Origin of the sequence: Streptomyces sp. NPDC088387 (genome assembly GCF_044753385.1) — a bacterium.
Lineage (GTDB): Bacteria > Actinomycetota > Actinomycetes > Streptomycetales > Streptomycetaceae > Streptomyces.
This window is the reverse complement of record NZ_JBIVNC010000001.1, coordinates 16,514-40,403: the sequence shown is the minus strand read 5'-3', so window position 1 is coordinate 40,403 and position 23,890 is coordinate 16,514. Positions and strand designations below refer to the sequence as shown.

The following is a 23,890-nucleotide window of genomic DNA, read 5'->3' as shown; positions in this document are numbered from 1 at the left end:
GGTGTCAACCGTCGACGTACGCCGGCCTCCGAACAGTCCCCCCACCCGTCACAGGAGACAGCATGTCGCTCACCCGCAGAGACTTCACCGCGACGTCCGCGATCACCGGCGCCGGTGTCGCGCTGGTAGGCACCGTCGGTGCCCTCGCCACCGCACCCGGCGCCCTCGCCGCCGAAGAGACCGCGGCGGGCGAGGAGGGCACCGAGGGCACGGAGGGTGCGGGCGGCGGGATCGGATACGGGCCGCTCGTTCCCGACCCGGACGGACTGCTCTCCCTGCCCAGGGGGTTCAGCTACCGGGTGGTCACCTACAGCGGCAGGACCACCCTGGAGACCGGCGAGACCACCCCCTCCAACCACGACGGCACCGCCGCCTTCCCGGGCCGCCGCGGTTCCACCCTTCTCGTCAACAACCACGAGATGAAGGGCCCCCGCACCGGCTGGGCACGCCCCGTACCGCTCACCGAGGGCCTGGTCTACGACCCGGCCGCGGCCGGCGGCTGCACGGTCGTCGAGGTGCACCGGGACAACGTCGCCGAGTGGGTCGGCATCGCCGGCACCTCGCAGAACTGCGCGGGTGGCAGCACCCCGTGGCACACCTGGCTGACCTGCGAGGAGACCGAGGACCTGGCCGGCCAGAACGGCATGACCAAGGACCACGGCTACGTCTTCGAGGTCGACCCCGCCGACACCCGTGCCAACCGCGACCCCAAGCCGGTCAAGGCCTTCGGCCGCTTCGCGCACGAGGCCGTCGTCATCGACCCCAGGTCCGGCCACGCCTACCTCACCGAGGACGCCGACACCCCCAACGGACTGCTGTTCCGCTGGACCCCGCCGCAGGGCTTCCGGCACGGCCGCGGCCGGCTGCGCACCCTGGCCGACACCGCGGGCGGGTTCCAGGCCGCCAAGTGCTTCGACTCCGGCGGCAAGTTCGTCGACGACCTGTCCCGCGCCACCAGGATCGGCACCGTCTACGGCGTCGACTGGATCGACGTCCCGGACCGCGACGCCCGGACCACGTCCATCCGCAAGCAGTTCACCGACAGCCAGGTCACCCGCGCCCGCAAACTCGAAGGCATGTGGTGGGGCGACGGCGGCGCCTACGTCGTCTCCTCCTACGCCCGCGCGGAGAGCCCGGTCCAGCACGACGGCCAGGTCTGGTTCTACGACCCCAAGCGCCGCACCCTGACCCTGAAGATCCGCTTCGGCGTCAACCCGGACCCGGCCGCCGGCGGCCACGACGCCCCCGACAACATCACCGTCTCGCCCTACGGCGGCGTCATCCTCGCCGAGGACGGCGAAGGCCTCCAGCACCTGATCGGCGCCACCGACAGCGGCCGCACCTACCCGATCGCCCGCAGCGAACTGAACCTCGGTACCGAGGAGGCCCCGCAGTACAGCGAGTTCGCCGGCGTCACGTTCTCGCCCGACGGCAAAACCCTCTTCGCCAGCATTCAGACGCCCGGAGTCATGTTCGCCATCACCGGCCCCTGGAAGCGGCAGCGCCGGTAACTAATTCACTCGCCCGGCCTCGGCCGCGCCTCCTACAGTGAGATCAGAACGTCACGCACCTCCCGGTGCGATGGCGGCGGTTACTTCTTTTGCAGAGAATCCGACACCGCCGCCGACCTGATCTCGGGAGGCGCAGCTGTGGGGTGGGTGCCCGGTGCGAAGGCAGCGGTTACTTCATTGGATCGAACGGTTGCGGGTTCAAATCCCGTCATCCACTTCTGGTGGATGTAGCTCAATCCGGAAGAGCATTCGGATAGTCCGCCGCCGATCCCTGATCTCGGGCACCCACCCTTTGCTGTGTCTTCCTCCGTAATGTTTCTGAATTCGGGGGGAATTCACCATGGCGCGATTCAACACGCGTGCGGCGCGGGCCCGTCCCACGTCCCGCGTCACCTCCACCGGCCAGGTCCTGCGCACCTACGAGGGCGGCCTCGGCCACGCCCGCGACGCGCGCTCCGAACTTTTCCTGCTCGCCGTCGCCAACTTCGTCTCCCAGCAGACCTTCTACGAGACCGGCCACGACCGCGACGACCGGTTCGCGCGGCTCGTCCGCGAGCTCGCCGTGACCGACCCGGCGTGGACGGCCGGCCTGCTCGGCTGGCTGCGCGGCGCGGGCAACCTGCGCACGGCCTCGGTCGTGGGCGCCGCCGAGTACGTGAAGGCGCGCCTCGACGCGAGTGCGACCGAGGGCCCCTCGAACCGGCGGGTCGTCGACTCCGTACTCCAGCGGCCCGACGAGCCCGGCGAACTGCTCGCGTACTGGACCGCGCTGTACGGCCGCAACGTGCCCAAGCCCGTCAAGCGCGGCATCGCCGACGCCGCGCGCCGGCTGTACGGCTCCAAGTCGCTGCTCAAGTACGACACGGCGTCGAAGGGTTACCGCTTCGGCGACATCCTCAACCTGGTGCACGCGTCGCCGGACCCCGACAAGGCCTGGCAGGGCGAGCTGTTCCGGTACGCGCTGGACCGCCGGCACCACCCGGACACCGCCGTGCCGCCCGCGTCGGACCGGGTGCTGAGCGCACACCGCGAGCTGATGGCACTGCCCGTCGGCGAGCGGCGTGCCGTCGTTACCTCGGAGGGCGGCGCCGAGCGGCTCGCGGCGGCCGGGATGACCTGGGAGGCGCTGGCGGGCTGGTTGCAGGGTCCGATGGACCGGGCGGCCTGGGAGGCCGTCATCCCGTCCATGGGCTCCATGGCCCTCGTCCGCAACCTGCGCAACTTCGACGAGGCCGGGGTCTCGGACGAGGTGGCCGCGCGGGTCGCGGCGCGGATCGCGGACCCGGCGGAGGTGGCACGGTCGCGGCAGTTCCCGTTCCGCTACCTCGCCGCGTACCAGCACGCCCCGTCGCTGCGCTGGGCGTACTCGCTGGAGCAGGCGCTCGGCCACTCGCTGGCCAACGTGCCCGCGCTGCCCGGCCGGACCCTCGTCCTGGTCGACCGCTCGGGCTCGATGTGGTCGCGGCTGTCCGACCGCTCGGAGCTCAACCGGGCCGACGCGGCGGCGATCTTCGGTACGGCGCTCGCGCTGCGGGCGGCGGACGCGGATCTCGTCGAGTTCGGCACCACGAGCCGGCGCCTCGACTTCGGCCGGGGCGAGTCGGTGCTGAAGATCCTGGGCCGCTTCGGCGACCTGGGCGGCACCGACACCACCAGCGCGGTCCGCGCGCACTACCGGGGGCAGGACCGGGTGCTGATCGTCACCGACGAGCAGTACGCGTTCAGCCACCACGGCGACCCGACCGAGCAGGTCCCGCAGAACGTGCCGGTGTACACGTGGAACCTGGCCGGCTACCGCGCGGGCCACGGCCCGTCCGGAACGGGGAACAGGCACACGTTCGGCGGTCTCTCGGACGCGGCGTTCCGCATGGTGCCCCTGCTGGAGGCCGCCCGCGACGCCGACTGGCCGTGGGAGCACTGACGGCGTTCGGCCAATGGCCGGGGCCCACGGCCCGCACCTCACGGGGGTGCGGGCCGTGCTCCTGTCGAGGGCGGGTATCTGTTCCGCGTCTTCCTGTTCCGCGTCCGCGCGGTCGGTCATGCGGTCCAGAAGCGGACCACGTCATCGGTGACCTGCACGAACTGCCGTGCACCCGGGTGGTAGTGCGTGGGGGAGAAGTCGGGAACGGTGCCCAGAGGCTTTCCCTCGGTCGGGTCCCAGATCGCCAGCTCGGTGTCACCAGAGCTGAAGAGGCGGGTGCCGTCGCTGAAGAAGTGCCCGGCCGGACCCTCGAAGGAAAGGAGTTCCAGGACGACGGGCGCTTGCGGCGGTTCGCTCTGGCCGGTTCGACTGATATCGAAGATCCGTGCCCCGGGTCGCATGTCACGCTCGTCGTGGCCGAGGACCCCGACGGCGATCCGGGTCGAGTCGATCCAGGTCATGGCGTGATTCCAGTAGTCCCCACGGTCGCAGACACTGACCCGGCTCGGACCGTCCTCGGACTCCCAGACGTTGCCCTCGATCCACCGGTCGAGATCCCACACCACGGGGATTCCGATCGGATGCCATGCCCAGCCGTCGTCCAGGATGCGCTTTCCGTCGGGGCTCACGTACAGCGCACCGTGGAAGTAGTCGAGGTAGTGCTCCGGCGGCGCGCTTTTCGCGTCCAGGTACTCGGGGGACGGGCGATCCGTCAGCAACGCCCCGGTCTGCGGGTCCGACACATCCAGCCGGTTGCAGGCCGTGCGGTGGATCACGACGCAACGCCCACGACTCCGCGTGAACTGGAGCGAGAACGGAACGGTCTCTTCCTCCTCGCCGTCGTTGTCCAGCTCCAGAGTGATCGCGCCGGTCCGGAGGTCCACCACCTGGCCATAGCGGCCGTGGTCGTTGACCACCGCGGCGAACATGCCGTCGTGGGAGGCATGCAGATGCCTGCGGACCCCGAAGGAATCGGTCCATGGCTCGCGATGGGACTCGTCCCAAGCCGTGGTGGCCCCGACGGCCTCGTGACTACCGGCTGCCATGTCCCACCGGGTGATCGTGTCATCCTCGCCCAGCGCCAGCCACACGGGCCGATCACTGTCACGCACCGGCGCCAGATCGGCGACAGCACCCAAATCGGATGGCACCTGGATCTCACCGACGACGTGCTGGTCACCGAACACCGCTTCCCCCGCTCCTCCAACAACCGAACTGCGAGCCTATCCAGGCTGGTTCACGGCCCGCCTCCACTATTTGACGTGTGGCGCCCCGCCCTGGTGGGTGTCCGCTCCCCGGTAGGGTGCGGGGACGGTCCCCGGTTGTGAGGAGTGGCTGGATGGCGCAGGTCAGGTCCATGCGCGCGGACGCCCGGCGCAATCACGAGCGGTTGCTGAAGGTGGCGGCAGAGGTCTTCGCCGAGCAGGGCGAGCGCGCTTCGCTGGACGAGATCGCCAAGCGCGCCGGGGTCGGCTCCGGGACCCTCTATCGCCATTTCCCCACCCGGCACGCGCTGCTGGAGGCCGCGTACGTGGGGCGGATCCAGGCGCTGGGGGCGCGGGCCGACGAGATCGCGGTGGAACTGCCGCCCGGTGAGGCGCTGGTGGCCTGGCTGGGGGAGATCGGGCTGGGGATGATCCAGGTCGGGGGGTTGAAGGCGTTGCTGGGGTCGGCCGTGACGGACGGGGACTCGTTCGCGGCGACGGTGTGTGGGGTGACGGTGCAGGCGGCTGCGGAGAAGTTGGTGCGGGCGGCTGTCGCCGAGGGGAGTCTGCGGGGGGATGTGTCGGGGGTGGAGGTGCTCCGCCTCGCCCATGGGCTCGCCACGGCGTCGGAGCTCGGGGGCGGCCGTGACCTGGCGCGATACCTGCGCCTACTGATGGAGGGCCTACACCCGGGGTAACCCCCGACACCCCGCACCGTCACAACGGCGCCCACCCCCCAAGGCGCGCGAGCACCTGCCCGCCCGGCCCCCACCGGCACGACGGCAGACCCCCCTCCAGGGGCGCGGGGAACTGCGCGCCAAGCCCCCACCGGCCCGCACCGGCACGACGACGGACGCCCCTCCAGGGGCGCGGGGAACTGCGCGAACGACCACGACGACGCCGCACCGTCACGACAACCGTCACCCCCAGGGGCGCGGGGAACTGCGCGACAAGCCACGACGGCGCCGCACCCGACACACTTCCCGGCGTGGGGGCTGGACCGCGGGGCGTTGCGCAGCCCGGCGCGACGGGGTGCCGCCGCGCCCACCCGTGCCGCCCCAGCGGCACAACTGCCCGCGGCGGCGGTGGGTGAGCGGGAACCGCCTCCGGTCGGCACCGCCCCAGCGGCACAACTGCCCGCGGCTACGCGAATACGGCTGCCCGCGGCGGCGGTGGGTGAGCGGGAACGGCCTCCGCGGCACAGCTGCCCGCGGGTGCGGCTGCCCGCGGCGGCGGTGGGTGGGCATCGCCCTTGTGCGCGGCTGTCCGGAGTGGTGGGGTCAGGTCACAGCGCCTGGGCCGCCGGCTTGACCATGTTTCGGACCGTGCGGGCCTTCACGAAGTCGCCGATCGCCGTCATCTCCCACTCGCCGGTGAACTGACGGATGAGCTTGGCCATCAGCACCCCGGTCTGCGCCTCCGCGTTGGTGAGGTCGAACCGGACCAGCTCCTCACCGCTCGCCGCGTCGATCAGCCGGCAGTACGCCTTCGCGACCTCCGTGAACTTCTGCCCGGTGAAGGAGTTCACGGTGAAGACCAGACCGGTCACCTCCTGCGGCAGCCGCCCGAGATCCACGGTGATCACCTCGTCGTCGCCCCCGCCCTCACCGGTGAGGTTGTCGCCGGAGTGCCGGATCGAGCCGCCCACGATCTGGAGCTTGCCGAAGTAGCAGCTGTCGATGTGATTGCGCTGCGGCCCGTACGCGATGACCGAGGCGTCCAGGTCGATGTCCTTGCCGCGGTACGCCGGCTCCCAGCCGAGGCCCATCTGGACCTGGGAGAGCAGCGGGCGCCCGCCCTTGACCAGGGACACGGTCTGGTTCTTCTGGAGGCTGACGCGGCCCTTGTCGAGGTTGATCTTCCCTGCGCCGGGCGCGGCGGCCGGCGGGGCCGGGGGCGCGGCGGGCGCCGGCGGAGCGGCCAGCCGCGGGTCCACCGCAGGGGCGGGCGGCGCGACGGGCGTCTGGAGCGTGGGCGTGGGCGCGGCGACCGGCTGCGGCGGCGCGACCGGCGCGGCCGGTTCCTCGACCGTGACGCCGAAGTCGGTGGCGATGCCGGCCAGGCCGTTGGCGTAGCCCTGGCCGACCGCGCGGGCCTTCCAGGCGCCGTTGCGCAGATAGATCTCCACCACGACCAGTGCCGTCTCGCTGCCGAGCTGCGGAGGCGTGAAGGTGGCCAGCACGCTGTTGTCGCCGGCGTCGCGGATGGTGGCCGTGGGCTCGACGCCCTGGAACGTCTGGCCTGCCGCGTCGGGGCTGGCGGTGACGACGATCTTCTCGATGCCCGGCGGAAGCGCGGCCGTGTCGACGGTGATCGCGTCGGGGGCGCTGCCGCCGCCCGAGCGATAGGTCACGCCGGGGCCGTTGGGCTGGTTGTAGAAGATGAAGTCGTCGTCGGAGCGCACCTTGCCGTCGGCGGTGAGCAGCAGGCCCGAAACGTCGAGCCGCACCGGGGCGGCGACGTCCACCGTCACGCGCGCGGCGGGAAGAGGGATGTTCGAGCCGGGGGTCATAGCTGTCATGACCCGTGAACGAGCGAGTGCGTTTTACCGTTCCCTTACCAGACGGCCGATCGGGTCATCCCCGGTCGCGGCGCGCGCACCGCGTCCGCCGGGCCGTCGCCTCCCCGATCGGCAACGGGGAGGCGGCGGCCCGGAACCCGGGGTGTGCCCTACGGCACGACCACGATCTTCCGGCCGATGCCGGACGCGAACTGGTTCAGTGCCTGCGGGTACTGCTCCAGGGGCAGCCGGTCGCTGATGAAGACGTCCGGGTCCAGGACCCCGTTCGCGAACAGCTCCGCCGCGCGCTCGAAGCTGTGCAGCACGGCCATGGAGCCGGTGATGGTGATCTCCTGGTTGTAGATCCGGTACGGGTCGATGGTGACCCGGGTCGCGTAGTCGGCGACGCCGAACTGGAGGAACGTACCGGCCTTGGCGACCCGGTCCAGGCCGTCCTGGATCGCCGCCGCGTTGCCGGTGGCGTCGACCACGACGTCCCAGCCCTGCGGTCGCTCCAGTTCGTCGGCGCTGGTCGCCGCCGCCGAGACACCCAGCTGCTTGGCCGTCTCCAGCCGCCCGGGGTTGAGGTCCACGACGTCCACGCTTGCCGCGCCGGTGCGCTTGGCGAGCTCCAGCATCATCAGGCCCATGGTGCCGGAGCCGTAGATCAGCACATGGGCGCCGAGGCGGGACTGGAGGACGTCGTAGCCGCGTACCGCGCAGGACAGCGGCTCCACGAGGGCCGCGTCCGCGGTGCGGATGTGCTCGGGGAGCTTCACGCAGTTGGCCACGGGGGCGACGGCGTACTGGGCGGCGCCGCCCGCGGTGGTGACGCCGATCGCCGCCCACCGTTCGCACAGGTTGTTGTGGCCGGAGCGGCAGTAGCGGCACTCGTAGCAGTACAGGGAGGGGTCGACCGCGACCTGGTCGCCGGGGGAGACCTCGGTGACCTGGGTGCCGACGGCGACCACCTCGCCCGCGAACTCGTGCCCCGGCACGATCGGCAGCTTGGGTGCGAACTCGCCCTGGAGGATGTGCAGGTCGGTGCCGCACAGGCCGCACGCGGCGACCTCCACGACGACCTCGCGCGGTCCCGGCGTCGGGTCCGGGACCTCGGCGACGACGGCCCGGCCCACGGACTCGATGACGGCGGCCTTCATTTCACGGCTCCCAACGACAGGCCCTGGACCAGTTTGTCCTGGGCGGCGAACCCCGCGGCGAGCACCGGCAGGGAGATCACGAGGGACGCGGCGCACACCTTCGCCAGGAACAGGCCCTGGCTGGTGATGAAGCCGGTCAGGAAGACGGGTGCCGTCTCGGCGACCACTCCGGTCAGCACCCGGGCGAACAGCAGCTCGTTCCAGCTGAAGATGAAGCAGATCAGGGAGGTCGCGGCGATTCCGGGGAGGGCGATGGGCGCCACGACACGTACGAGGATGGTCGGCAGGTTCGCCCCGTCGACCCGCGCGGCCTCGATCACCGCGATCGGCACCTCGGACAGGAACGAGTGCATCATCCAGACCGCGATCGGCAGGTTCATCGAGGTGTAGAGGATGACCAGCAGCCAGATGTTGTCGAGCATGTCGGTGTTCTTCGCGAACAGGTAGATCGGCAGCAGGCCCGCCACGACCGGCAGCATCTTCGTCGACAGGAAGAAGAACAGGACGTCCGTCCACTTCTTCACCGGCCGGATGGACAGGGCGTACGCCGCCGGGAGGGCCAGCAGCAGGACGAAGAGCGTCGACGCCAGCGAGGCCACGGTCGAGTTGATCAGCGAGGGCCAGGGGCTGGCGCCGCCGCCGGCGCCGAAGAACTCCCGGTAGCCGTCCAGCGTGAGGGCGGCGCCGAAGGACGGCGGGTTGGTCGCGGCGTCGGTCTCCGAGTGGAAGGACGTCAGCGCCATCCAGGCGATGGGCAGGAAGAACAGGATGCCGATCACCCAGGCCACCAGGCCCAGGCCGATGCCCTTGCGCTTGCGGACGCGTACGGCGACGGAGCTCATGCGCGGCCCACCTCCTCGCGGAACAGGGACGACACCACGCGCAGGGCGAAGGTCGCGATGATGATGGAGCCGATGACCACCAGGACGCCCGCGGCCGAGGCGAGGCCGTTCTCGTGGGCCTGGTAGAAGCTCTGGTAGACGGTGTAGGGCAGGTTCGCGGTGCCCAGGCCGCCGGACGTGATGGTGAAGACCGCGTCGAAGTTCTGCACGATGTAGATCGAGCCGAGCAGGGCGCCCAGTTCGAGGTAGCGGCGCAGGTGCGGGAGCGTCAGGTAGCGGAAGATCTGCCAGTCGCTGGCGCCGTCGACGCGGGCCGCCTCCATCTGCTGCTGGTCGCGGCTCTGAAGGCCGGCCAGCAGGATCAGCATCATGAACGGCGTCCACTGCCAGACCAGGGCCGCCTCGACCGCGAGCAGCGGGGTGTTGGAGATCCAGTCCGGCTGGGGCCCGCCGACGTAGTGCAACAGGCCGTTGAACAGGCCGTATTCGGGGTTGTACAGGACGTGCTTCCACAGCAGCGCCGCCGCCACCGGGACCACCAGGAACGGGGCGATGAGCAGGGTGCGGACCACCCCCCGGCCCTTGAACTTCCGGTCGAGGAGCAGCGCGAGGACCAGACCGAGGACCAGGCTGGCCAGGACGACCGCGACGGTGAGCAGGACCGTGGTCCACACCGACTGGCGCAGGTCGGAGTCCGTGAGGACCTGGGAGTAGTTGTCGAAGCCCGTGAAGCTGCGGGCGTCCGGGTACAGCGAGTTCCAGTCGAAGAACGAGATGACCAGGGTCGCCACGAACGGCAGCTGGGTCACCACGATCATGAAGACCAGGGCCGGCATGAGCGGGGCGCGGGTCGCCCAGGCGCGCATGCGGTTCGACTGCGGGGGTTTGCTCGTACGCACGGAGGGTGCGGCCACGGGGGCCGTGGTGGTGGCGCTCATCGTCCCTCGTACTCCTCGGAGATCTGCTCGGCGAGCTGCTGGGAACGGTCGAGGGCCGCGTCGACGGACTGGCGTCCGGCGATGGCCGCGCTGATCTCCTGCGAGACCTTGGTACCGAGGTCGGTGAATTCGGGGATGCCGACGAACTGGATGCCGGGCGCGGGGCGCGGCTGCACACCGGGGTCGTCCGGGCGGGCGCCCTCGATGGCCTCCTTCGTCATCTCCTGGAAGGCGGCGGCCTCCTGGCGGTAGTCCGCGTTCTCGTACGTCGAGGCGCGCTTGCCGGCGGGCACGTTGGACCAGCCGATCTCGTCGCCGACCAGCTGTTCGTACTCCTTGCTGGACGCCCAGGAGACGAACTGCCAGGCCTTGTCGGGGTTGCGGGAGGCGTTCTGGATGCCCCAGGCCCAGGTGTAGAGCCAGCCGGAGGACTCGGTCTCCTCGACGGGGGCGGGCGCGTAGCCCATCCTGCCCTTCACGGGGGAGCCCTCGGCCTCCAGGGAGCCGGCCGCGGAGGTGGCGTCGTACCACATGGCGACCTTGCTCTGGGTGGTGTTGTTCAGGCACTCGGCGAAGCCGGCCTGCGGGGCGCCGGACTCGCCGTGGTCGCGGACCAGGTCGACGTAGAACTTCACGGCCTTCTCCCACTCGGGGGAGTCGAGCCGGGCCTTCCAGTCCTGGTCGAACCAGGTGCCGCCGAAGGTGTTCACGACGGTGGTGAGGGGGGCCATGACCTCGCCCCAGCCGGGCAGTCCGCGCAGGCAGATGCCCTTCATCCCGGACTCGGCGCCGTCGAGCCGGGCGGCGAGGTCGGCGACCTGCGTCCAGGTGGGGTTGGCGGGCATCGTCAGGCCCTCCTTCTCGAAGATGTCCTTGCGGTACATCAGGAAGGACGACTCGCCGTAGAAGGGCTGGCCGTAGAGCTTGCCGTCGTCGCCGGTCAGGGACTGGCGCATCGGCTTGAGGATGTCCTGCTCGTCGTAGCCCGGGTCGTCGGCGACGTAGGAGTCCATCTCCTTGAGCCACTCGTTGCGGGCGTAGATCGGTATCTCGTAGTTGGACAGGGTGGCCACGTCGTACTGGCCGGCCTGGTTGGCGAAGTCCTGGCTGATCTTGTCCCGGACGTCGTTCTCCGGCAGGACGGTGAAGTTCACCTTGATGCCGGTGTCCTTCGTGAAGTGGTCGGCGGTGAGCTTCTGCAACTCCACCATCTGCGGGTTGTTCACCATCAGTACGTTGATGGCGTTGCCGCCGGAGCCGGATCCGCCCGCTCCAGCCCAGCAGCCGGAGAGCAGCGGGGCGGCGAGCAGCGTCCCTGCGGCGGCCATGGCGAGCGATGCTCGCGGCCTCCGTCGGCTCTGGGTTCGCATGGTTCGCTCCTGAGGATATGGGGACATAAGGGGCGCTGCGGGGGATGGGGTGGCGCCCCTCGGGGAGGGAGGGTGAGTCGGGACGGTGGATGTGCGGGGCTCAGACCCGGATGACCTGTGGGCCGAGCAACGAGTAGCGGTGTGCCTCGGTGGTCGGCAGCAGCGTGCTGGTCACGATCGCCTCCAGGGAGCCGACCTCGGCGAACCGGCAGAAGCTGACCGCGCCGAACTTGGTGTGGACCCCCGCGAAGACCACCCGCCGCGAGGCCCGCACCGCCTGTGCCTTGACCTCGCTGACGGCCGGGTCGGGGGTGGTCAGGCCGTGCTCGCGGGAGATGCCGTTGGCGCCGATGTAGGCGAGGTCGACGACAAAGCCGGCCAGCATCTTCGTCGTCCAGTGGTCCACGGTGGCCAGCGTCCCGGAGCGGACCCGGCCGCCGAGCAGCAGCACGGAGAAGCCCTCGGCCTCGGCGAGCGCGCCCGCGACCGGCAGGGACGCGGTGACCACGGTCAGTGGCCGGTCCCGCGGCAGCGCCTCCGCGATGAGCTGGGGGGTGAAGCCCTCGTCGACGAAGACGGTCTCGGCGTCCCCGAGCAGCTCCGCCGCGGCCGACGCGATCCGGCGCTTCTCGGGCACATGGCTGGTGGCGCGGAAGGCGAGGGTGGTCTCGAAGCCGGCGCTCTCCACGGGGTAGGCGCCGCCGTGGGTGCGGCGGACCAGGCCGTGGTCCTCCAGGGCGCGCAGATCCCGCCGTACGGTCTCCTTGGCCACGCCCAGTTCGTCGGCCAGCGCGGTGACGTCGACCGAGCCGGCCCGGCGCGCCGCGAGCACGATCTCGCGCTGGCGCTCCTCCGCCGTCCTCGCCGTCATTGGCGACACCTGCCTCTGGTCGAACCGGTCCTGCCCGTTCGGGCCCGGTGGAGCCCTTGGAGGATGTTCTACAGCGGCCGTGCGACACTCACCAGGTCTGTTGGCGGCCCGATACTGCCCGTATACGCCCGGTTGCCGCCGCGTGTGCCCGTCTCGGACCTGGGCCGTTGCCCCGCGTGGTGTGAGATCGGGCGGCTCGCGCGCCCGAATACGCCGGAAGGCGGGCCCGTTCGGTGCCCGCCTGCCGTTGATGGTGCTCCGAGGGGTGCCGCCGTCAGTACGGCCAGATCGGCGGGTCCGTCACGAAGTGGCCGCCCAGGTAGGCGTGCGCCTCGTTCTCCGGGTCCAGCTCGCCCTGGTCGGCGACCAGCTTCGCGGCGAACGGCTCGGAGTCGTCCTGCGGCTCGTAACCCAGCTCCCGCGCGGAGGTCAGGTCCCACCACAGCCGGGTGTTGGCGGAGGAGCCGTAGACGACCGTGTGGCCGACGTTCTCCGCGGTCAGGGCCGCGTGGAAGAGCCGGGCGCCGTCGGCGGGGCTCATCCACACCGAGAGCATCCGCACACTGGCCGGCTCGGGGAAGCAGGAGCCGATCCGGACCGAGACGGTCTCCAGGGCGAACTTGTCCCAGTAGAACTGCGCCAGGTCCTCGCCGAAGGACTTGGACAGGCCGTAGAGGGTGTCCGGGCGGCGCGGTGTGTCGATCGGGATCAGCGTCTCCTGCGCGTGCGGCGCGGGGCCGTGCGGGCGGGGTGTGTAGCCGACCGCGTGGTTCGAGGAGGCGAAGACGATCCGGGGGACGCCCTCCTCGCGGGCGGCCTCGTAGAGGTTGTAGGTGCCTTCGAGGTTGGCCCTGAGGATCTTGTCGAAGGAGGATTCCAGGGAGATCCCGGCGAGGTGGATGATCGCGTCGACACCCCGTACGGCCTCGCGCAGGGCGTCCTTGTCGGCGAGGTCGGCGGTGATCGCGTCCGGCTCGCCCTCCACGGGCCGCACGTCGAGCAGGCGCAGTGTGTAGCCGTGGGCGGGGAGCAGGCCCCGCATCAGGGTGCCGAGTCCGCCGGCTGCGCCGGTGAGCAGAACGGTGCGGGGAGCGGGCATCCTCGGGTCTCCTCGATTTCATCGAACGCATGCGTAGACAGCATTCACATTCATGGACACGCTAAAGATCTGTGGTGCTCTCCGTCAAGTGTCACGCGCGCTCGGCGAATCCGCTGGTGTGTTGGGGGTTGACGACCTTGACCGGCCCCGGTGGGTCGCTTTAGCGTGAACTTGTTCAGAACCATGGACGCAGATCATGAATATGGACTTGGGAGAGTGCCCGTGACGACAGCGCCCCTCGCCGCCCGCCTCAGTGCCCCCAGCGGGCCGCTGTTCTTCCCCGTCACGGCCTACGGCCCCGACGGCACGCTCGACCTCGACGTGTACCGCACCCATGTGCGGCGCGGCGTCGAGGCCGGGGCCGCCGCCGTCTTCGCCTGCTGCGGCACCGGTGAGTTCCACGCGCTCACCCCGGAGGAGTTCGAGACCTGTGTACGGGCGGCGGTGGAGGAGACGGCCGGACGGGTGCCGGTCGTGGCGGGCGCCGGCTACGGCACCGCCCTCGCCGTGCGCTACGCCCGGCTCGCCGCCGGCGCCGGCGCGGACGGGCTGCTCGCCATGCCGCCCTACCTCGTCGTCGCCGGGCAGGAGGGACTGCTGCGGCACTACCGGGAGATCGCCGCGGCCACCGACCTGCCCGTCGTCGTCTACCAGCGCGACAACGCCGTCTTCACCCCCGAGTCGGCCGTCGAACTGGCCCGCACCGACGGGATCATCGGCTTCAAGGACGGGCTCGGCGACCTGGACCTGATGCAGCGGATCGTCAGCGCCGTACGCCTGGAGGTCCCCGGCGAGTTCCTCTACTTCAACGGCCTGCCGACCGCCGAGCAGACCCAGCTCGCCTACCGCGGCATCGGCATCGACCTCTACTCGTCGGCCGTCTTCTGCTTCGCCCCCGAGATCGCGCTCGGCTTCTACCGCGCCCTCGAAACCGGCGACCTCGGTACCGCCCACCGCATCCTGGACGGCTTCTACAAGCCGTTCGTCGAACTGCGTGCCCAGGGCCGCGGCTACGCCGTCTCCCTGGTCAAGGCGGGCGTCCGGCTGCGCGGCCTGGACGTCGGCGAGGTGCGGCCGCCGTTGCACGAGCCGACCGAGGAGCACATCAAGCAGCTCGCCGAGATCATCGAGCGCGGCCACGCACTCCTTGAGGAGGGCGAGTGACGGCGTCCGCCTTCGTCTACCCCTGGGACGTCAACGGCGACCCCGGGGCCGCGCCGGCCATCGCCGGCCTCGGCGTACACCGGGCGACCCTCGCCTCCGCCTACCACTCCACCCGCGCGCTGACCCCCCGCCACCCGCGCCACCGCGTCGTCACCGCCGCCCACGCGGCCGTGCTCTACCCGCCGGGTGACCAGTGGGCGGGCCGCGAGCTGCGCCCGTACACCGCCGGCGACTGGGCCCCCGGCGACGCCTTCGGCGAGGCCGCGCAGGCCCTCACCGGCGCCGGTCTGGAGGTGTACACCTGGGTCGTCCTCGCGCACAACTCCCGCCTCGGCGCCGAACACCCGCACACCTCGGTCGTCAACGCCTACGGCGACCGCTACCCCTGGGCGCCCTGCATCGCCCAGCCCGCCACCCGCGCCTACCTCGTCGACCTCGCCGCCGAGGCCGCCGTACGGCCCGGCGCGCAGGGCACCGAACTGGAGTCCCTCGGCTGGTACGGCCTCGCCCATCTGCACGCCCACGACAAGATCGGCGGGGTCGGGCTCGGGGACGCGGGCCAGTACCTGATGTCCCTGTGCTTCTGCGCCGCCTGCCGCGCGGGCTACGGCGAGGAGGGCCTGGACGCCGACGAGCTGGCCGCCGCCGTGCGTGCCGGGCTGGAGCCGGTCTGGCGGGGCGCGCCCTCGGACGGGGCCTGGGCGGGTGTCGAGAAGCTGCTCGGCGGGGCCCCGGCGACCGCCACGCGCGCGTGGCGCGACCGCACCGCCCGCACCCTCCAGGAGGCGGCCGTCGCGGCCGTCCGCGCCGCCGCCCCGGCCGGCTTCCGGATCCTGCTGCACGCGGACCCGGTATCCTACCACTGCGGCGCCAACGTCGGCGTGGACCCCGCGCACATCCTCTCCGTCGCCGACGGTGTGGTCGTGCCCTGCACGGGCGGTGCGGGCCTGCTCACCCCGTTCGCGGAGCACGCGGGACCGGACACCGTCCTCGCCGCGAACTTCACGGTCGTCTCCGGCATGGGCGGCCACCCCGCCCACCTCGCCGAGGACGCGGCCCGCGCCCGGGACCTGGGCGCGACGGAACTGCGGCTCTACCACGCCGGACTGGCATCGGACGCAGACCTGACGGCGGTACGGGAGGCCCTGCGGGCGGGCTGAGGCGACGGCGGGGCGGAGGCACTGCGCGCCGGGGACTTGGCGACGCGTTGAGGCCGGTCGCTTGCGGGTGGGTGGGAGCGGTTTGCGCAGTTCCCCGCGCCCCCTAGAGGGGCAGCGTGCGTCCGCATGCCGGGTGCGGTCCGGTGAGGGCTGGTCGCGCAGTTCCCCGCGCCCCTGGGGGGTCCGCCGTGTGCCACTGCGGGCCCGGCGGATCGTCGGCTGTGGGTGTGGCGCTGCGGGTGGGCTGAGGGGGTGGCGGGCTGTTCGGGGCGTGGCGGGTCGGCCGGGGGTCGTGCGGGAGGCGTTGCGGGCCCGCTGAGACACCGGCGGCCGCGGGGCTGCTCGCGTCACGCCGGAACGCCGGCCGGGGGCGTGCCGCTTCGGCTCAGCCGGAGTGCCGTCGCCAGTAGGGCCGGGCCGAGGATCAGCAGCAGCGTGGCGTACGGCACGGACTCCACCAGGGCGGCGCCGGCGGCCAGGCCGAGGACGTTCGGGGCGAAGAGCAGGGTGCTCGCGGTCGCGGCCGTACGGCCGAGGAGCGCGTCCGGCACCGTGCGCTGCACCGCCGTGAGCGCGGCGATCAGCACACACGGCAGCCCCGCCCCGATCGCCGCGCTCGACACCAGCGCCACCACGTCGTACGGCACCGCCCGCAGCGCCACCGCCACGCCGGTCAGCGCGATGCCCGCCGCCGCGAACCGGACCTCGCCCAGCCGCCGCAGCCCCGCCCCCGACGCGAGACCCACCGCCACCGAACCGGCGCCCTGCACCGCCGCCAGCACCCCGGCGAACGCGGGAGCCCGGCCGAGCCCCTCGACGACGGCGTACACCAGCGCCCCGTTCACCCCCGCGCACAGCATCGTCGTACCGCCCGCCAGGACCAGCGGCCGCAGCCGCGGATGGGACCACACCCGGCGCGCGCCCTTTACCGTCCGCGGCCACCAGCCCGCCGCGGGCCGCTCCGGGCGCCCCTCGGGCACCCGCAGCCCCGCGCACAGGACCGCCGCGACGGCGAACGTCACCGCGTCCAGCACGGCCACCCCCGCCCCGCCGTACACCGCGTACAGGCCCGCTCCCGCGAGCGGCGCCGTGAGTTTCATGCCCTCCGTGGCGGTCATCCGCAGCCCGTTGAAGTCGCCGAGCAGCTCCGGCCGGACCACCCCGGCGACCAGGGCCGCCTCGGCCGCGTCATGGACGACACCGGCGGCGCCGTACGCGAACAGGACCGCGAGGACCAGCCACACCTCCGCCGCCGAGTCGACCGTGACTAGGACCGGCAGCAGGCCTGCCATCAGCAGGTTCACCCCGATCAGCAGGGGCCGGCGGCGGACCCGGTCGGCGAGTGTGCCGAGCAGCGGGCCCACGAGCGTCGGCGCCCACATCGCCAGCAGGCACAGCGCCGCGAGACCGTCCGAGCCGGTCAGCTCCTTCACCCACACCCCGGCCGCCAGCCACAGCGCCGACGTGCCGAAACCGGAGACCACCACCGCGGCGAGATACCGGCGCGCGTTGCCGTCCCGCAGGACGCGCGGCGCCGTCCAAGTCGTCGTCATGCCTGGTCATGCTGGTGCTAAGGCGGGGGCGCGGGGATCGGGCAGATGCCCTACGGCGGGTGGGAGGTGCGGGCCCCGAGGGCGCGCGGTCTGAGGTCCGCCCACGTGTGTGATCGGCGTATCCGCAGGACGATGGGAGAGCGGGCGGGGTCACCCAGGGAGGCTGTGCGATGGACTGGACCCTTGAGCTGATCGTCGTGCCGGTGACCGACGTGGACCGGGCCAAGCGGTTCTACGCCGAGCAGTGCGGTTTCCGCGCCGAGATCGACGCGGAGTTCAAAGGCGGGCGGTTCGTGCAGCTCACCCCGCCCGGCTCGCGGTGTTCCGTGGTGCTGGAGAGCGGGATGCCCGCGTCGCCGGGGCAGCCGGCCATGGCGCCGGGTTCCCTCCGGGGCCTCCAGCTGTGCGTCACGGACATCGAGGCGGCCCGCGCGTTCCTGATCGGCCGGGGTGTCGAGGCCGGGCCGGTCCGGCACGTCGGCGACTCCGGCTGGGCGGAGGGCCGCGGCGAGGACGTCTGGAACTCCTTCCTCTTCTTCAGCGACCCGGACGGGAACGGGTGGGTGGTGCAGGAGGCGCCCACGCCCCTCGCCGAGCGCTGAGGGCCAAGCGACGGGGGCTGGGCCCCGAGGGCTGGGCCCCGAGATCTGGGCGCTGGACGCTGGACGCTGGACGCCGGGCGCGACGCCTGCGATGAGTTCCGGCGCCCGCGCCGGTCCACCCTCCGGACGAGAAATCCCGTGCCGGAAACCAGGAGGACCAGCCATGCCCGAGCCCACCCTCGACCTCGGCCCGCAGACCCGGATCGTGGCCCGCCTGGTGGCCGGCGTCCGCGACGACCAGCTCGCCGACGTCACCCCCTGCCCCGGCAGCGCGGTGCGCAACATACTCGGCCATGTCGCCGGGCTGTCCCTGGCCTTCCGCGACGCCGGGCGCAAGGACCTGGGCGTCACCACCGACACCGACCCCGGCACCACCGAACCGGACATCGCGCCCGGCTGGCGCGAGGAACTGCCGGTGGTCCTCGACGAACTCGCCGAGGCCTGGCGCGATCCCGCCGCCTGGACCGGCATGACCCGCGCGGGCGGCCTCGACCTGCCGGGCCACATCGCCGGGACCGTCGCCGTCGACGAACTGGTCATCCACGCCTGGGACCTGGCCCGCGCCACCGGCCAGCCCTACGAGCCCGACCCGGCCGCCCTGCGCGCCGCGCACCTCTTCCTGCTCGCCGCCGCCGACGAACCCGACCGCGGCGAGGGGCTGTTCGGCCCGGTGGTGCCGGTACCGGAGGACGCGCCGCTGCTGGACCGCGCGGTGGGCCTGAGCGGCCGCGACCCGGCCTGGAAGCCCTAGGGGGCGGGCGTTTCGACGGTCCCGTGCGGTGCCCGGTTCGGGTCGTTACCCGGGGAAAACCTGAACGTGTCATGACAGCGGAAGAATTCAGCCGGCATCTGGTCATCGATCGTCCGGCACCCAGGAGTTCCCGCCATGTCCGATTCACAGAAGGTGGCCGACCGGCCAAGTCCCGTACCGACGCCGGGGAACGGAGTCGACCGGTTCTTCCGGATCTCCGAGCGGGGATCCACCTTCGGCCGTGAGATTCGCGGCGGCTTCGCCACCTTCTTCACCATGGCCTACATCCTCGTGCTGAACCCGATCATCCTGGGCAGCGCCGAGGACAAGTACGGTGCCCACCTCGACGCCGTCCAACTCAGCACCGCCACCGCCCTGGTCGCCGCCGTGATGACCGTCATCATGGGCGTCGGCGGCAATCTGCCGCTCGCGCTCGCCGCCGGACTCGGTCTCAACGCGGTCGTCGCCTTCCAGATCGCCCCGCTGATGAGCTGGGACGACGCGATGGGCCTGATCGTCCTCGAAGGACTGCTGATCTGCGTCCTCGTCGTCACCGGCCTGCGCGAGGCGGTGATGCACGCCATCCCGCAGCCGCTCAAGCAGGCGATCAGCGTGGGCATCGGCCTCTTCATCGCCTTCATCGGCTTTGTCGACGCGGGATTCGTCACCCGGATCCCGGACGCCGCCAACACCACCGTGCCCGTACAGCTCGGCGGTTCCGGATCCCTCGCCGGGTGGCCGGTCCTCGTCTTCTGCCTCGGCGTGCTGCTGACCGTCGCGCTGCTCGCCCGCAAGGTCAAGGGCGCGATCCTGATCAGCATCGTCGCCATGACGGTCGTGGCGCTCATCATCAACTCGGCCGCCGACGTGAAGAGCTGGGGTCTCACCACCCCCGAGTGGCCCGACAAGCTCGTCGACACCCCCGACTTCGGGCTGATCGGCGACTTCAGTCTGTTCGGCGCCTTCGACGAGCCGGGCGTCGGCATCATCACCGTCGTCCTGCTGATCTTCACGCTGATCCTGTCCGACTTCTTCGACACCATGGGCACCGTCGTCGGCATCAGCGCGGAGGCGGGCCTCCTCGACGAGGACGGCAAGGTCCCGAACCTCGGCCGCGTCCTGCTCATCGACGGCGCCGCGGCCGTCGCCGGCGGCGCCGCCTCGTCGTCCTCCGCCACGTCCTACATCGAGTCGGCGGCCGGAGTCGGCGAGGGCTCACGCACCGGGTTCTCCAACCTGGTCACCGGCGGTCTCTTCGCCCTCGCCCTGTTCCTCACGCCGCTGCTCACCATCGTCCCGCTCCAGGCCGCGGCCCCCGCCCTGGTCGCGGTGGGCTTCCTGATGATGACCCAGGTCAAGCACATCGACTGGGACCGGTACGAGGTCGCGATCCCGGCCTTCCTGACCATCGCCGTCATGCCGTTCACGTACTCCATCACCAACGGCATCGGTGCCGGCTTCCTCGCCTACGTCGTCATCAAGACGGTCCTCGGCAAGGCCCGCGAGATCCACTGGCTCCTGTGGGGCACGTCGGCCCTGTTCCTGGTCTACTTCGCGATCGACCCGGTCGAACAGCTCCTGGGCGTCCGCTAGAAACGGTCACAGAGAACCGCCGTCGACGTCACGCCGGTAAGGGGCGCGGGGAGCTGCGCGACCAGCCCCCGCGACCCGCACCCGAAGACGCTCAGTCCGCCAACGCCGCTTCCATCGTCGCCTTGGCCACCGGCGCCGCCAACCCGTTTCCGCTGACCTCGGACCGCGCGGCGTCCGACTGCTCGACGACCACGGCGACAGCCACCTCCTTGTCATTGGAGTCCGACTTCGCATAGGACGTGAACCACGCGTACGGCGTCTGGCTGTTGTTCTCACCGTGCTGCGCCGTACCGGTCTTGCCACCCACCGTCGCCCCGTCGATCTGCGCGTTCGTGCCGGTCCCGTCGTCGACGACGGTCTGCATCGCCGACTCCAGCTGCTCGGCGGTGGAGGAGCTGACGATCTCCTTGGACGACGGGTCGTCGTAGCTCTCCAACGTGTCGCCGTTGCTGTCGGTGATCTGCGAGACCATGTGCGGCGACACCAGCTTGCCGCCGTTAGCAATGGCCGCGGACACCATGGCCATCTGGAGCGGCGTGGCGGTGACGTCGAACTGGCCGATACCGCTCAGCGCGGTCTGCGGCGCGTCCATGTCCTTCGGGTAGACGCTCTCGTAGGCGCGCACCGGCACGTCCTGCTCGGCGTCGTTGAAGCCGAACTTCTCGGCCATCTCCCGCACCTTGTCCTGGCCCAGGTCGACGGCCATCTTGCCGAAGACGTTGTTGCAGGAGTACTGGAGGGCGACCCGGATCGAGGCGTTCTCACAGGGCGCCGAGGGGTTCTCGTTGGTCAGCTCGTCGCTGGACTGGGGCAGGGGGTACGGGTCCGGGCTGTCGGTCTTCTCGTCCACCGACGGATACAGCCCGTCCTCCAGCGCCGCCGCCGCGACGACCAGCTTGAACGTCGAACCGGGCGGCAGCGGCTGCCGCAGCGCGCGGTTCGTCATCGGCTTCTCCTCGGACTTGGTCAGTTCGTTCCAGACCTCGGAGTTGCCCGTGGTGATCTCGTCGGGGTTGTACGACGGCGTGGAGACGACCGCGAGGATCCGGCCGGTCGTCGGGTCGATGGCGACGGCGGCACCCCGCTTGTCGCCCAGCGCCTCGTACGCCGCCTTCTGCACGTCCGGGTCGATCGTCGTGACCACGTCACCGGGGCTGGCGCGCTTGTTCGTGATGGTGTCCATCACGTTCTTCAGCCGGTTGTCGGTGCCGTCCAGCAGGTCCTGGTAGATGCCCTCCAGCTGGGTGGCGCCGTAGACCTGAGAGCTGTAGCCGGTCACCGCGGCGTAGAGCGCGCCGTCCTCGTACGTCCGCTTGTACGCGAGGTCGCCGCTGGTGGTCTTCGCCGAGCCGGTGACCGCGTCACCGCCCACGATGATGTTGCCGAGCGGCTCGCTGTACAGCTCGATCGCGTTCCGCCGGTTGTCCTTGTCGTCCGCGAGGGCCTGTCCGTCGTAGAACTGCACCCAGGTCGCCCTCACCAGCAGAGCGAGCACGAGGAGCAGCGAGAACACGGAGGCTCGCCTGATCGTCTTGTTCATCCCACTCTCCAGGACGAGCGAAAGCGCGCGGAACGTTCCCTTCCCACCGTTTTCTCATCCAGCGCTCATGATCGCCACGGTCCCTCCGGGGTGTCCTTCAGAAACCCCGCCTCGTACGCCGCGATGACCGCCTGGACCCGGTCCCGGGCGCCCGTCTTCGCCAGGACCCCCGCGACATGCGACTTCACGGTGGCCGCGCCGACGGCCAGTTCCCCGGCGATCTCGGCGTTGGTGAGCCCGGCCGCCATGAGCCGCAGCACGTCCCGCTCACGTCCCGTGAGCCGTGTCACCCAGGCCGGCGGTGTGCCGCTCCCGCGCGCGTGCTCCAGCGCCAGCGCGCGTACCGCCGACGGGAACAGTAGGGTGTCGCTGCCCGCGACCAGCCGTACCGCCTGGACGAGGGAGTCGGCGTCCGCCCGCTTGAGCAGGAAACCGGCGGCGCCCGCGCGCAGCGCCTCGTAGACGTAGGAGTCGTTCTCGAAGGTGGTCACGACGACGATCCGCGGGGGCGGGTCCTGCCGGGCGAGGATCTGCTCGGTGGCCCGGATCCCGTCCGTCTCGGGCATGCGTACGTCCATGAGGACCACGTCCGGCTGCCGCTCCCGTACGACGGACACCGCCTCCGCGCCGGTCGCCGCCTCGCCGACCACCTCCAGATCGGGCTCGGCGGAGAGGATCGCGCGCAGGGCGGTGCGGACCATACGCTCGTCGTCGGCGAGGACGATCCGGATCATGCGGGTCCCTTCCCGGGGAGCATCGGTGCGATCTGCTCGTACGTCGTGGATGTGCGCGGCGGCAGGGGAAGCCGCACCCGCAGCCGCCATGTCCCGTCCACCGCCCCCGCCGACACCGTGCCGCCCAGCAGCCGGGCCCGGTCGCTGACGCCCCGCAGGCCGTGACCGCCGCCCGGGCGGGTGGGGGAGCCGCGGAGGGGATTGGTGACGGTGATGTCGAGCCGCTCCCCGGCCGCCGTGATCCCCAGCGTCACCGTCCCCCGCTCCGCCCCGTGCCGCAGCGCGTTGCTCAGCCCCTCCTGCACGATGCGGTACGCCTCGCGGGACACCACCGGCGGCAGGGCGCGCGGGTCGGCCGCGAGGTGTGACGTCAGCCGGGTGCCGCCCGCGCGCGTGCGGTGCAGCAGACCGTCCAGGTCGTCGGCGAGGGTGGGCGCCGGAGCCGTCCCGGCGGGTGGGTCGCCCTCGCGCAGCACACCGAGTACGGCGTCCAGTTCGCCGACCGTACGGCGGGTGGTGTCCTCGATCGCGGCGAGCGCCTCGCGGACGAACTCCGGGTCGCTGTCCAGGACCCGGCGGGCCGCGCTCGCCTGGAGGGTGACCGCGCTGAGGGCGTGGCCGACGGAGTCGTGCAGCTCGCGCGCGAGCCGGTTGCGTACGGCGAGGTCGGCGGCGCGTGCCTCGGCCGCCGCCAGCCGGTCCTCCGGGCCGGGACCGAGCAGCCGCGGCGCCCAGCGGGCGAGCAGCGCCCCGCAGCCGGCCGCGCAGGCCGCCAGCGCGACGAGCAGCAGCGCGCCGGCGACCGGCGCGAGCGCCAACGCCCAGGTCCCGTCGAACACCTCGGGCAGCCCCAGCCGGGAGTCGCGCAGTCCGGCGACGAGCGGCAGCACGATCAGGACGACCGCGAACGGCGGCACGGCCAGCGACATCCCGGCGACGATCCCGCCGAACCCGAGATGCAGCACGTACCACAGGGCCGTGCGGCCCCTCGCGGCCCGGGTCCTGGCGGGCGCCTGCGACAGCAGGTCCGCGTCGATGCCGCACAGGGCGCGGGCCATGCCGGACGCCAGTGGGCGGGTCACCGGGAACACCGAGGTGAGCGCGGCGAGCGGCAGCCCGGCGGCGAACGCGGAGAGCTGGAGACCGAACGAGCCGAAGCCCTCCTGGTTCTCGGTGAGCGGCCCGACGAACGCCTCGCCGACGAAGACGTACGGCATGGCGAGCGCGCCGCCGAGGATCAGATGGACCCAGCGCAGCCGGGCCCGCCGCCCCCACAGGAACCGGCCGGCGCGGGCGGCGGGCACGCGCGCGAGGGCGGACGTCATGAGTGCGCGGCGGGGGCAGGGGTCATGGGTGCACGCTGCCACGCGGGACGC

Annotated in this window: 20 protein-coding genes; 8 read left to right on the top strand and 12 right to left on the bottom strand. The window is 71.7% G+C overall.

All coding sequences use genetic code 11. From position 1 onward, the window contains the following. Positions 1-62: 62 nt before the first annotated feature. Both ACIQAC_RS00170 and ACIQAC_RS00165 read left to right on the top strand, forming a co-directional pair. Positions 63-1,511 carry an alkaline phosphatase PhoX gene (locus tag ACIQAC_RS00170; protein WP_402185574.1) on the top strand — a complete coding sequence of 483 codons (1,449 nt, stop codon included), beginning with the start codon at positions 63-65 and terminating at the stop codon, positions 1,509-1,511. Positions 1,512-1,851: 340 nt separating this feature from the next. After that, positions 1,852-3,432, top strand: coding sequence for a TROVE domain-containing protein (locus tag ACIQAC_RS00165; RefSeq protein ID WP_402185573.1), 1,581 nt, complete (start codon positions 1,852-1,854; stop codon positions 3,430-3,432). Between the two features lie 116 nt (positions 3,433-3,548). Here ACIQAC_RS00165 and ACIQAC_RS00160 read toward each other — a convergent pair whose 3' ends face one another. After that, a complete protein-coding gene (locus ACIQAC_RS00160; protein ID WP_402185572.1) occupies positions 3,549-4,619 on the bottom strand; it encodes a hypothetical protein in 1,071 nt (356 codons plus the stop codon). A gap of 152 nt (positions 4,620-4,771) precedes the next feature. On the opposite strand from ACIQAC_RS00160, the gene ACIQAC_RS00155 reads away from it, so the two are divergent. Further along, positions 4,772-5,335 carry a TetR/AcrR family transcriptional regulator gene (locus tag ACIQAC_RS00155; protein ID WP_402185570.1) on the top strand — a complete coding sequence of 188 codons (564 nt, stop codon included), beginning with the start codon at positions 4,772-4,774 and terminating at the stop codon, positions 5,333-5,335. A 587-nt stretch (positions 5,336-5,922) separates the two neighbouring features. On the opposite strand, the gene ACIQAC_RS00150 is transcribed toward ACIQAC_RS00155, so the two are convergent. The 7 genes from ACIQAC_RS00150 to ACIQAC_RS00120 form a co-directional block, all read right to left on the bottom strand. Further along, on the bottom strand, positions 5,923-7,149 hold the full coding sequence (locus tag ACIQAC_RS00150; RefSeq protein ID WP_402185568.1) for a TerD family protein: 1,227 nt from the start codon (positions 7,147-7,149) through the stop codon (positions 5,923-5,925). Positions 7,150-7,307: 158 nt separating this feature from the next. After that, on the bottom strand, positions 7,308-8,297 hold the full coding sequence (locus ACIQAC_RS00145; protein ID WP_402185567.1) for a zinc-dependent alcohol dehydrogenase family protein: 990 nt from the start codon (positions 8,295-8,297) through the stop codon (positions 7,308-7,310). After that, entirely contained in the window at positions 8,294-9,139 is an 846-nt protein-coding gene (locus ACIQAC_RS00140; RefSeq protein WP_402185566.1) for a carbohydrate ABC transporter permease, read from the bottom strand. Before ACIQAC_RS00140 ends, ACIQAC_RS00145 begins: the two co-directional genes overlap by 4 nt. After that, entirely contained in the window at positions 9,136-10,077 is a 942-nt protein-coding gene (locus tag ACIQAC_RS00135) for a carbohydrate ABC transporter permease (RefSeq protein ID WP_402185564.1), read from the bottom strand. Before ACIQAC_RS00135 ends, ACIQAC_RS00140 begins: the two co-directional genes overlap by 4 nt. After that, the gene (locus ACIQAC_RS00130) at positions 10,074-11,447 is read right to left on the bottom strand and encodes an ABC transporter substrate-binding protein (protein ID WP_402185563.1); all 1,374 of its coding nucleotides are present in this window, start codon (positions 11,445-11,447) and stop codon (positions 10,074-10,076) included. The genes ACIQAC_RS00135 and ACIQAC_RS00130 overlap by 4 nt, the downstream gene beginning before the upstream one ends. Before the next feature lie 100 nt (positions 11,448-11,547). Continuing rightward, positions 11,548-12,318 carry a DeoR/GlpR family DNA-binding transcription regulator gene (locus tag ACIQAC_RS00125; protein WP_402185561.1) on the bottom strand — a complete coding sequence of 257 codons (771 nt, stop codon included), beginning with the start codon at positions 12,316-12,318 and terminating at the stop codon, positions 11,548-11,550. A 274-nt stretch (positions 12,319-12,592) separates the two neighbouring features. Next, the gene (locus ACIQAC_RS00120) at positions 12,593-13,417 is read right to left on the bottom strand and encodes an NAD-dependent epimerase/dehydratase family protein (protein WP_402185560.1); all 825 of its coding nucleotides are present in this window, start codon (positions 13,415-13,417) and stop codon (positions 12,593-12,595) included. A gap of 222 nt (positions 13,418-13,639) precedes the next feature. On the opposite strand from ACIQAC_RS00120, the gene ACIQAC_RS00115 reads away from it, so the two are divergent. Further along, positions 13,640-14,581: a 5-dehydro-4-deoxyglucarate dehydratase gene (locus ACIQAC_RS00115; protein WP_402185558.1), complete on the top strand. Its 942-nt coding sequence runs from the start codon at positions 13,640-13,642 to the stop codon at positions 14,579-14,581. Beyond that, positions 14,578-15,741 carry a hypothetical protein gene (locus ACIQAC_RS00110; RefSeq protein WP_402185557.1) on the top strand — a complete coding sequence of 388 codons (1,164 nt, stop codon included), beginning with the start codon at positions 14,578-14,580 and terminating at the stop codon, positions 15,739-15,741. The genes ACIQAC_RS00115 and ACIQAC_RS00110 overlap by 4 nt, the downstream gene beginning before the upstream one ends. 347 nt (positions 15,742-16,088) lie before the next feature. Here the strand turns inward: ACIQAC_RS00110 and ACIQAC_RS00105 are convergent, their stop codons facing one another. Next, on the bottom strand, positions 16,089-17,294 hold the full coding sequence (locus ACIQAC_RS00105) for an MFS transporter (protein ID WP_402185555.1): 1,206 nt from the start codon (positions 17,292-17,294) through the stop codon (positions 16,089-16,091). A gap of 170 nt (positions 17,295-17,464) precedes the next feature. Here ACIQAC_RS00105 and ACIQAC_RS00100 point away from each other — a divergent pair, with 170 nt between their 5' ends. From ACIQAC_RS00100 to ACIQAC_RS00090, 3 genes are all read left to right on the top strand, one after another. After that, entirely contained in the window at positions 17,465-17,896 is a 432-nt protein-coding gene (locus ACIQAC_RS00100; protein ID WP_402185553.1) for a VOC family protein, read from the top strand. 163 nt (positions 17,897-18,059) lie between these two features. Continuing rightward, a complete protein-coding gene (locus tag ACIQAC_RS00095; protein ID WP_402185552.1) occupies positions 18,060-18,647 on the top strand; it encodes a TIGR03086 family metal-binding protein in 588 nt (195 codons plus the stop codon). Positions 18,648-18,782: 135 nt separating this feature from the next. Then, positions 18,783-20,240, top strand: coding sequence for an NCS2 family permease (locus ACIQAC_RS00090; RefSeq protein WP_402185551.1), 1,458 nt, complete (start codon positions 18,783-18,785; stop codon positions 20,238-20,240). Positions 20,241-20,331: 91 nt separating this feature from the next. Here the strand turns inward: ACIQAC_RS00090 and ACIQAC_RS00085 are convergent, their stop codons facing one another. From ACIQAC_RS00085 to ACIQAC_RS00075, 3 genes are all read right to left on the bottom strand, one after another. After that, positions 20,332-21,780, bottom strand: coding sequence for a peptidoglycan D,D-transpeptidase FtsI family protein (locus tag ACIQAC_RS00085; protein WP_402185549.1), 1,449 nt, complete (start codon positions 21,778-21,780; stop codon positions 20,332-20,334). Positions 21,781-21,845: 65 nt separating this feature from the next. Beyond that, on the bottom strand, positions 21,846-22,514 hold the full coding sequence (locus tag ACIQAC_RS00080) for a response regulator (RefSeq protein WP_402185548.1): 669 nt from the start codon (positions 22,512-22,514) through the stop codon (positions 21,846-21,848). Then, the gene (locus ACIQAC_RS00075) at positions 22,511-23,839 is read right to left on the bottom strand and encodes a sensor histidine kinase (protein ID WP_402185547.1); all 1,329 of its coding nucleotides are present in this window, start codon (positions 23,837-23,839) and stop codon (positions 22,511-22,513) included. The genes ACIQAC_RS00080 and ACIQAC_RS00075 overlap by 4 nt, the downstream gene beginning before the upstream one ends. Between the last annotated feature and the right edge of the window lie 51 nt (positions 23,840-23,890).

What these genes read in the sequence shown, in the direction of transcription:
- ACIQAC_RS00170 (WP_402185574.1), top strand. Translation starts at nt 63, where the DNA reads ATGTCGCTCACCCGCAGAGACTTCACCGCGACGTCCGCGATCACCGGC.
- ACIQAC_RS00165 (WP_402185573.1), top strand. Translation starts at nt 1,852, where the DNA reads ATGGCGCGATTCAACACGCGTGCGGCGCGGGCCCGTCCCACGTCCCGC.
- ACIQAC_RS00155 (WP_402185570.1), top strand. Translation starts at nt 4,772, where the DNA reads ATGGCGCAGGTCAGGTCCATGCGCGCGGACGCCCGGCGCAATCACGAG.
- ACIQAC_RS00150 (WP_402185568.1), bottom strand. Translation starts at nt 7,149, where the DNA reads ATGACCCCCGGCTCGAACATCCCTCTTCCCGCCGCGCGCGTGACGGTG.
- ACIQAC_RS00145 (WP_402185567.1), bottom strand. Translation starts at nt 8,297, where the DNA reads ATGAAGGCCGCCGTCATCGAGTCCGTGGGCCGGGCCGTCGTCGCCGAG.
- ACIQAC_RS00140 (WP_402185566.1), bottom strand. Translation starts at nt 9,139, where the DNA reads ATGAGCTCCGTCGCCGTACGCGTCCGCAAGCGCAAGGGCATCGGCCTG.
- ACIQAC_RS00135 (WP_402185564.1), bottom strand. Translation starts at nt 10,077, where the DNA reads ATGAGCGCCACCACCACGGCCCCCGTGGCCGCACCCTCCGTGCGTACG.
- ACIQAC_RS00130 (WP_402185563.1), bottom strand. Translation starts at nt 11,447, where the DNA reads ATGCGAACCCAGAGCCGACGGAGGCCGCGAGCATCGCTCGCCATGGCC.
- ACIQAC_RS00125 (WP_402185561.1), bottom strand. Translation starts at nt 12,318, where the DNA reads ATGACGGCGAGGACGGCGGAGGAGCGCCAGCGCGAGATCGTGCTCGCG.
- ACIQAC_RS00120 (WP_402185560.1), bottom strand. Translation starts at nt 13,417, where the DNA reads ATGCCCGCTCCCCGCACCGTTCTGCTCACCGGCGCAGCCGGCGGACTC.
- ACIQAC_RS00105 (WP_402185555.1), bottom strand. Translation starts at nt 17,294, where the DNA reads ATGACGACGACTTGGACGGCGCCGCGCGTCCTGCGGGACGGCAACGCG.
- ACIQAC_RS00100 (WP_402185553.1), top strand. Translation starts at nt 17,465, where the DNA reads ATGGACTGGACCCTTGAGCTGATCGTCGTGCCGGTGACCGACGTGGAC.
- ACIQAC_RS00095 (WP_402185552.1), top strand. Translation starts at nt 18,060, where the DNA reads ATGCCCGAGCCCACCCTCGACCTCGGCCCGCAGACCCGGATCGTGGCC.
- ACIQAC_RS00090 (WP_402185551.1), top strand. Translation starts at nt 18,783, where the DNA reads ATGTCCGATTCACAGAAGGTGGCCGACCGGCCAAGTCCCGTACCGACG.
- ACIQAC_RS00085 (WP_402185549.1), bottom strand. Translation starts at nt 21,780, where the DNA reads ATGAACAAGACGATCAGGCGAGCCTCCGTGTTCTCGCTGCTCCTCGTG.
- ACIQAC_RS00080 (WP_402185548.1), bottom strand. Translation starts at nt 22,514, where the DNA reads ATGATCCGGATCGTCCTCGCCGACGACGAGCGTATGGTCCGCACCGCC.
- ACIQAC_RS00075 (WP_402185547.1), bottom strand. Translation starts at nt 23,839, where the DNA reads ATGACGTCCGCCCTCGCGCGCGTGCCCGCCGCCCGCGCCGGCCGGTTC.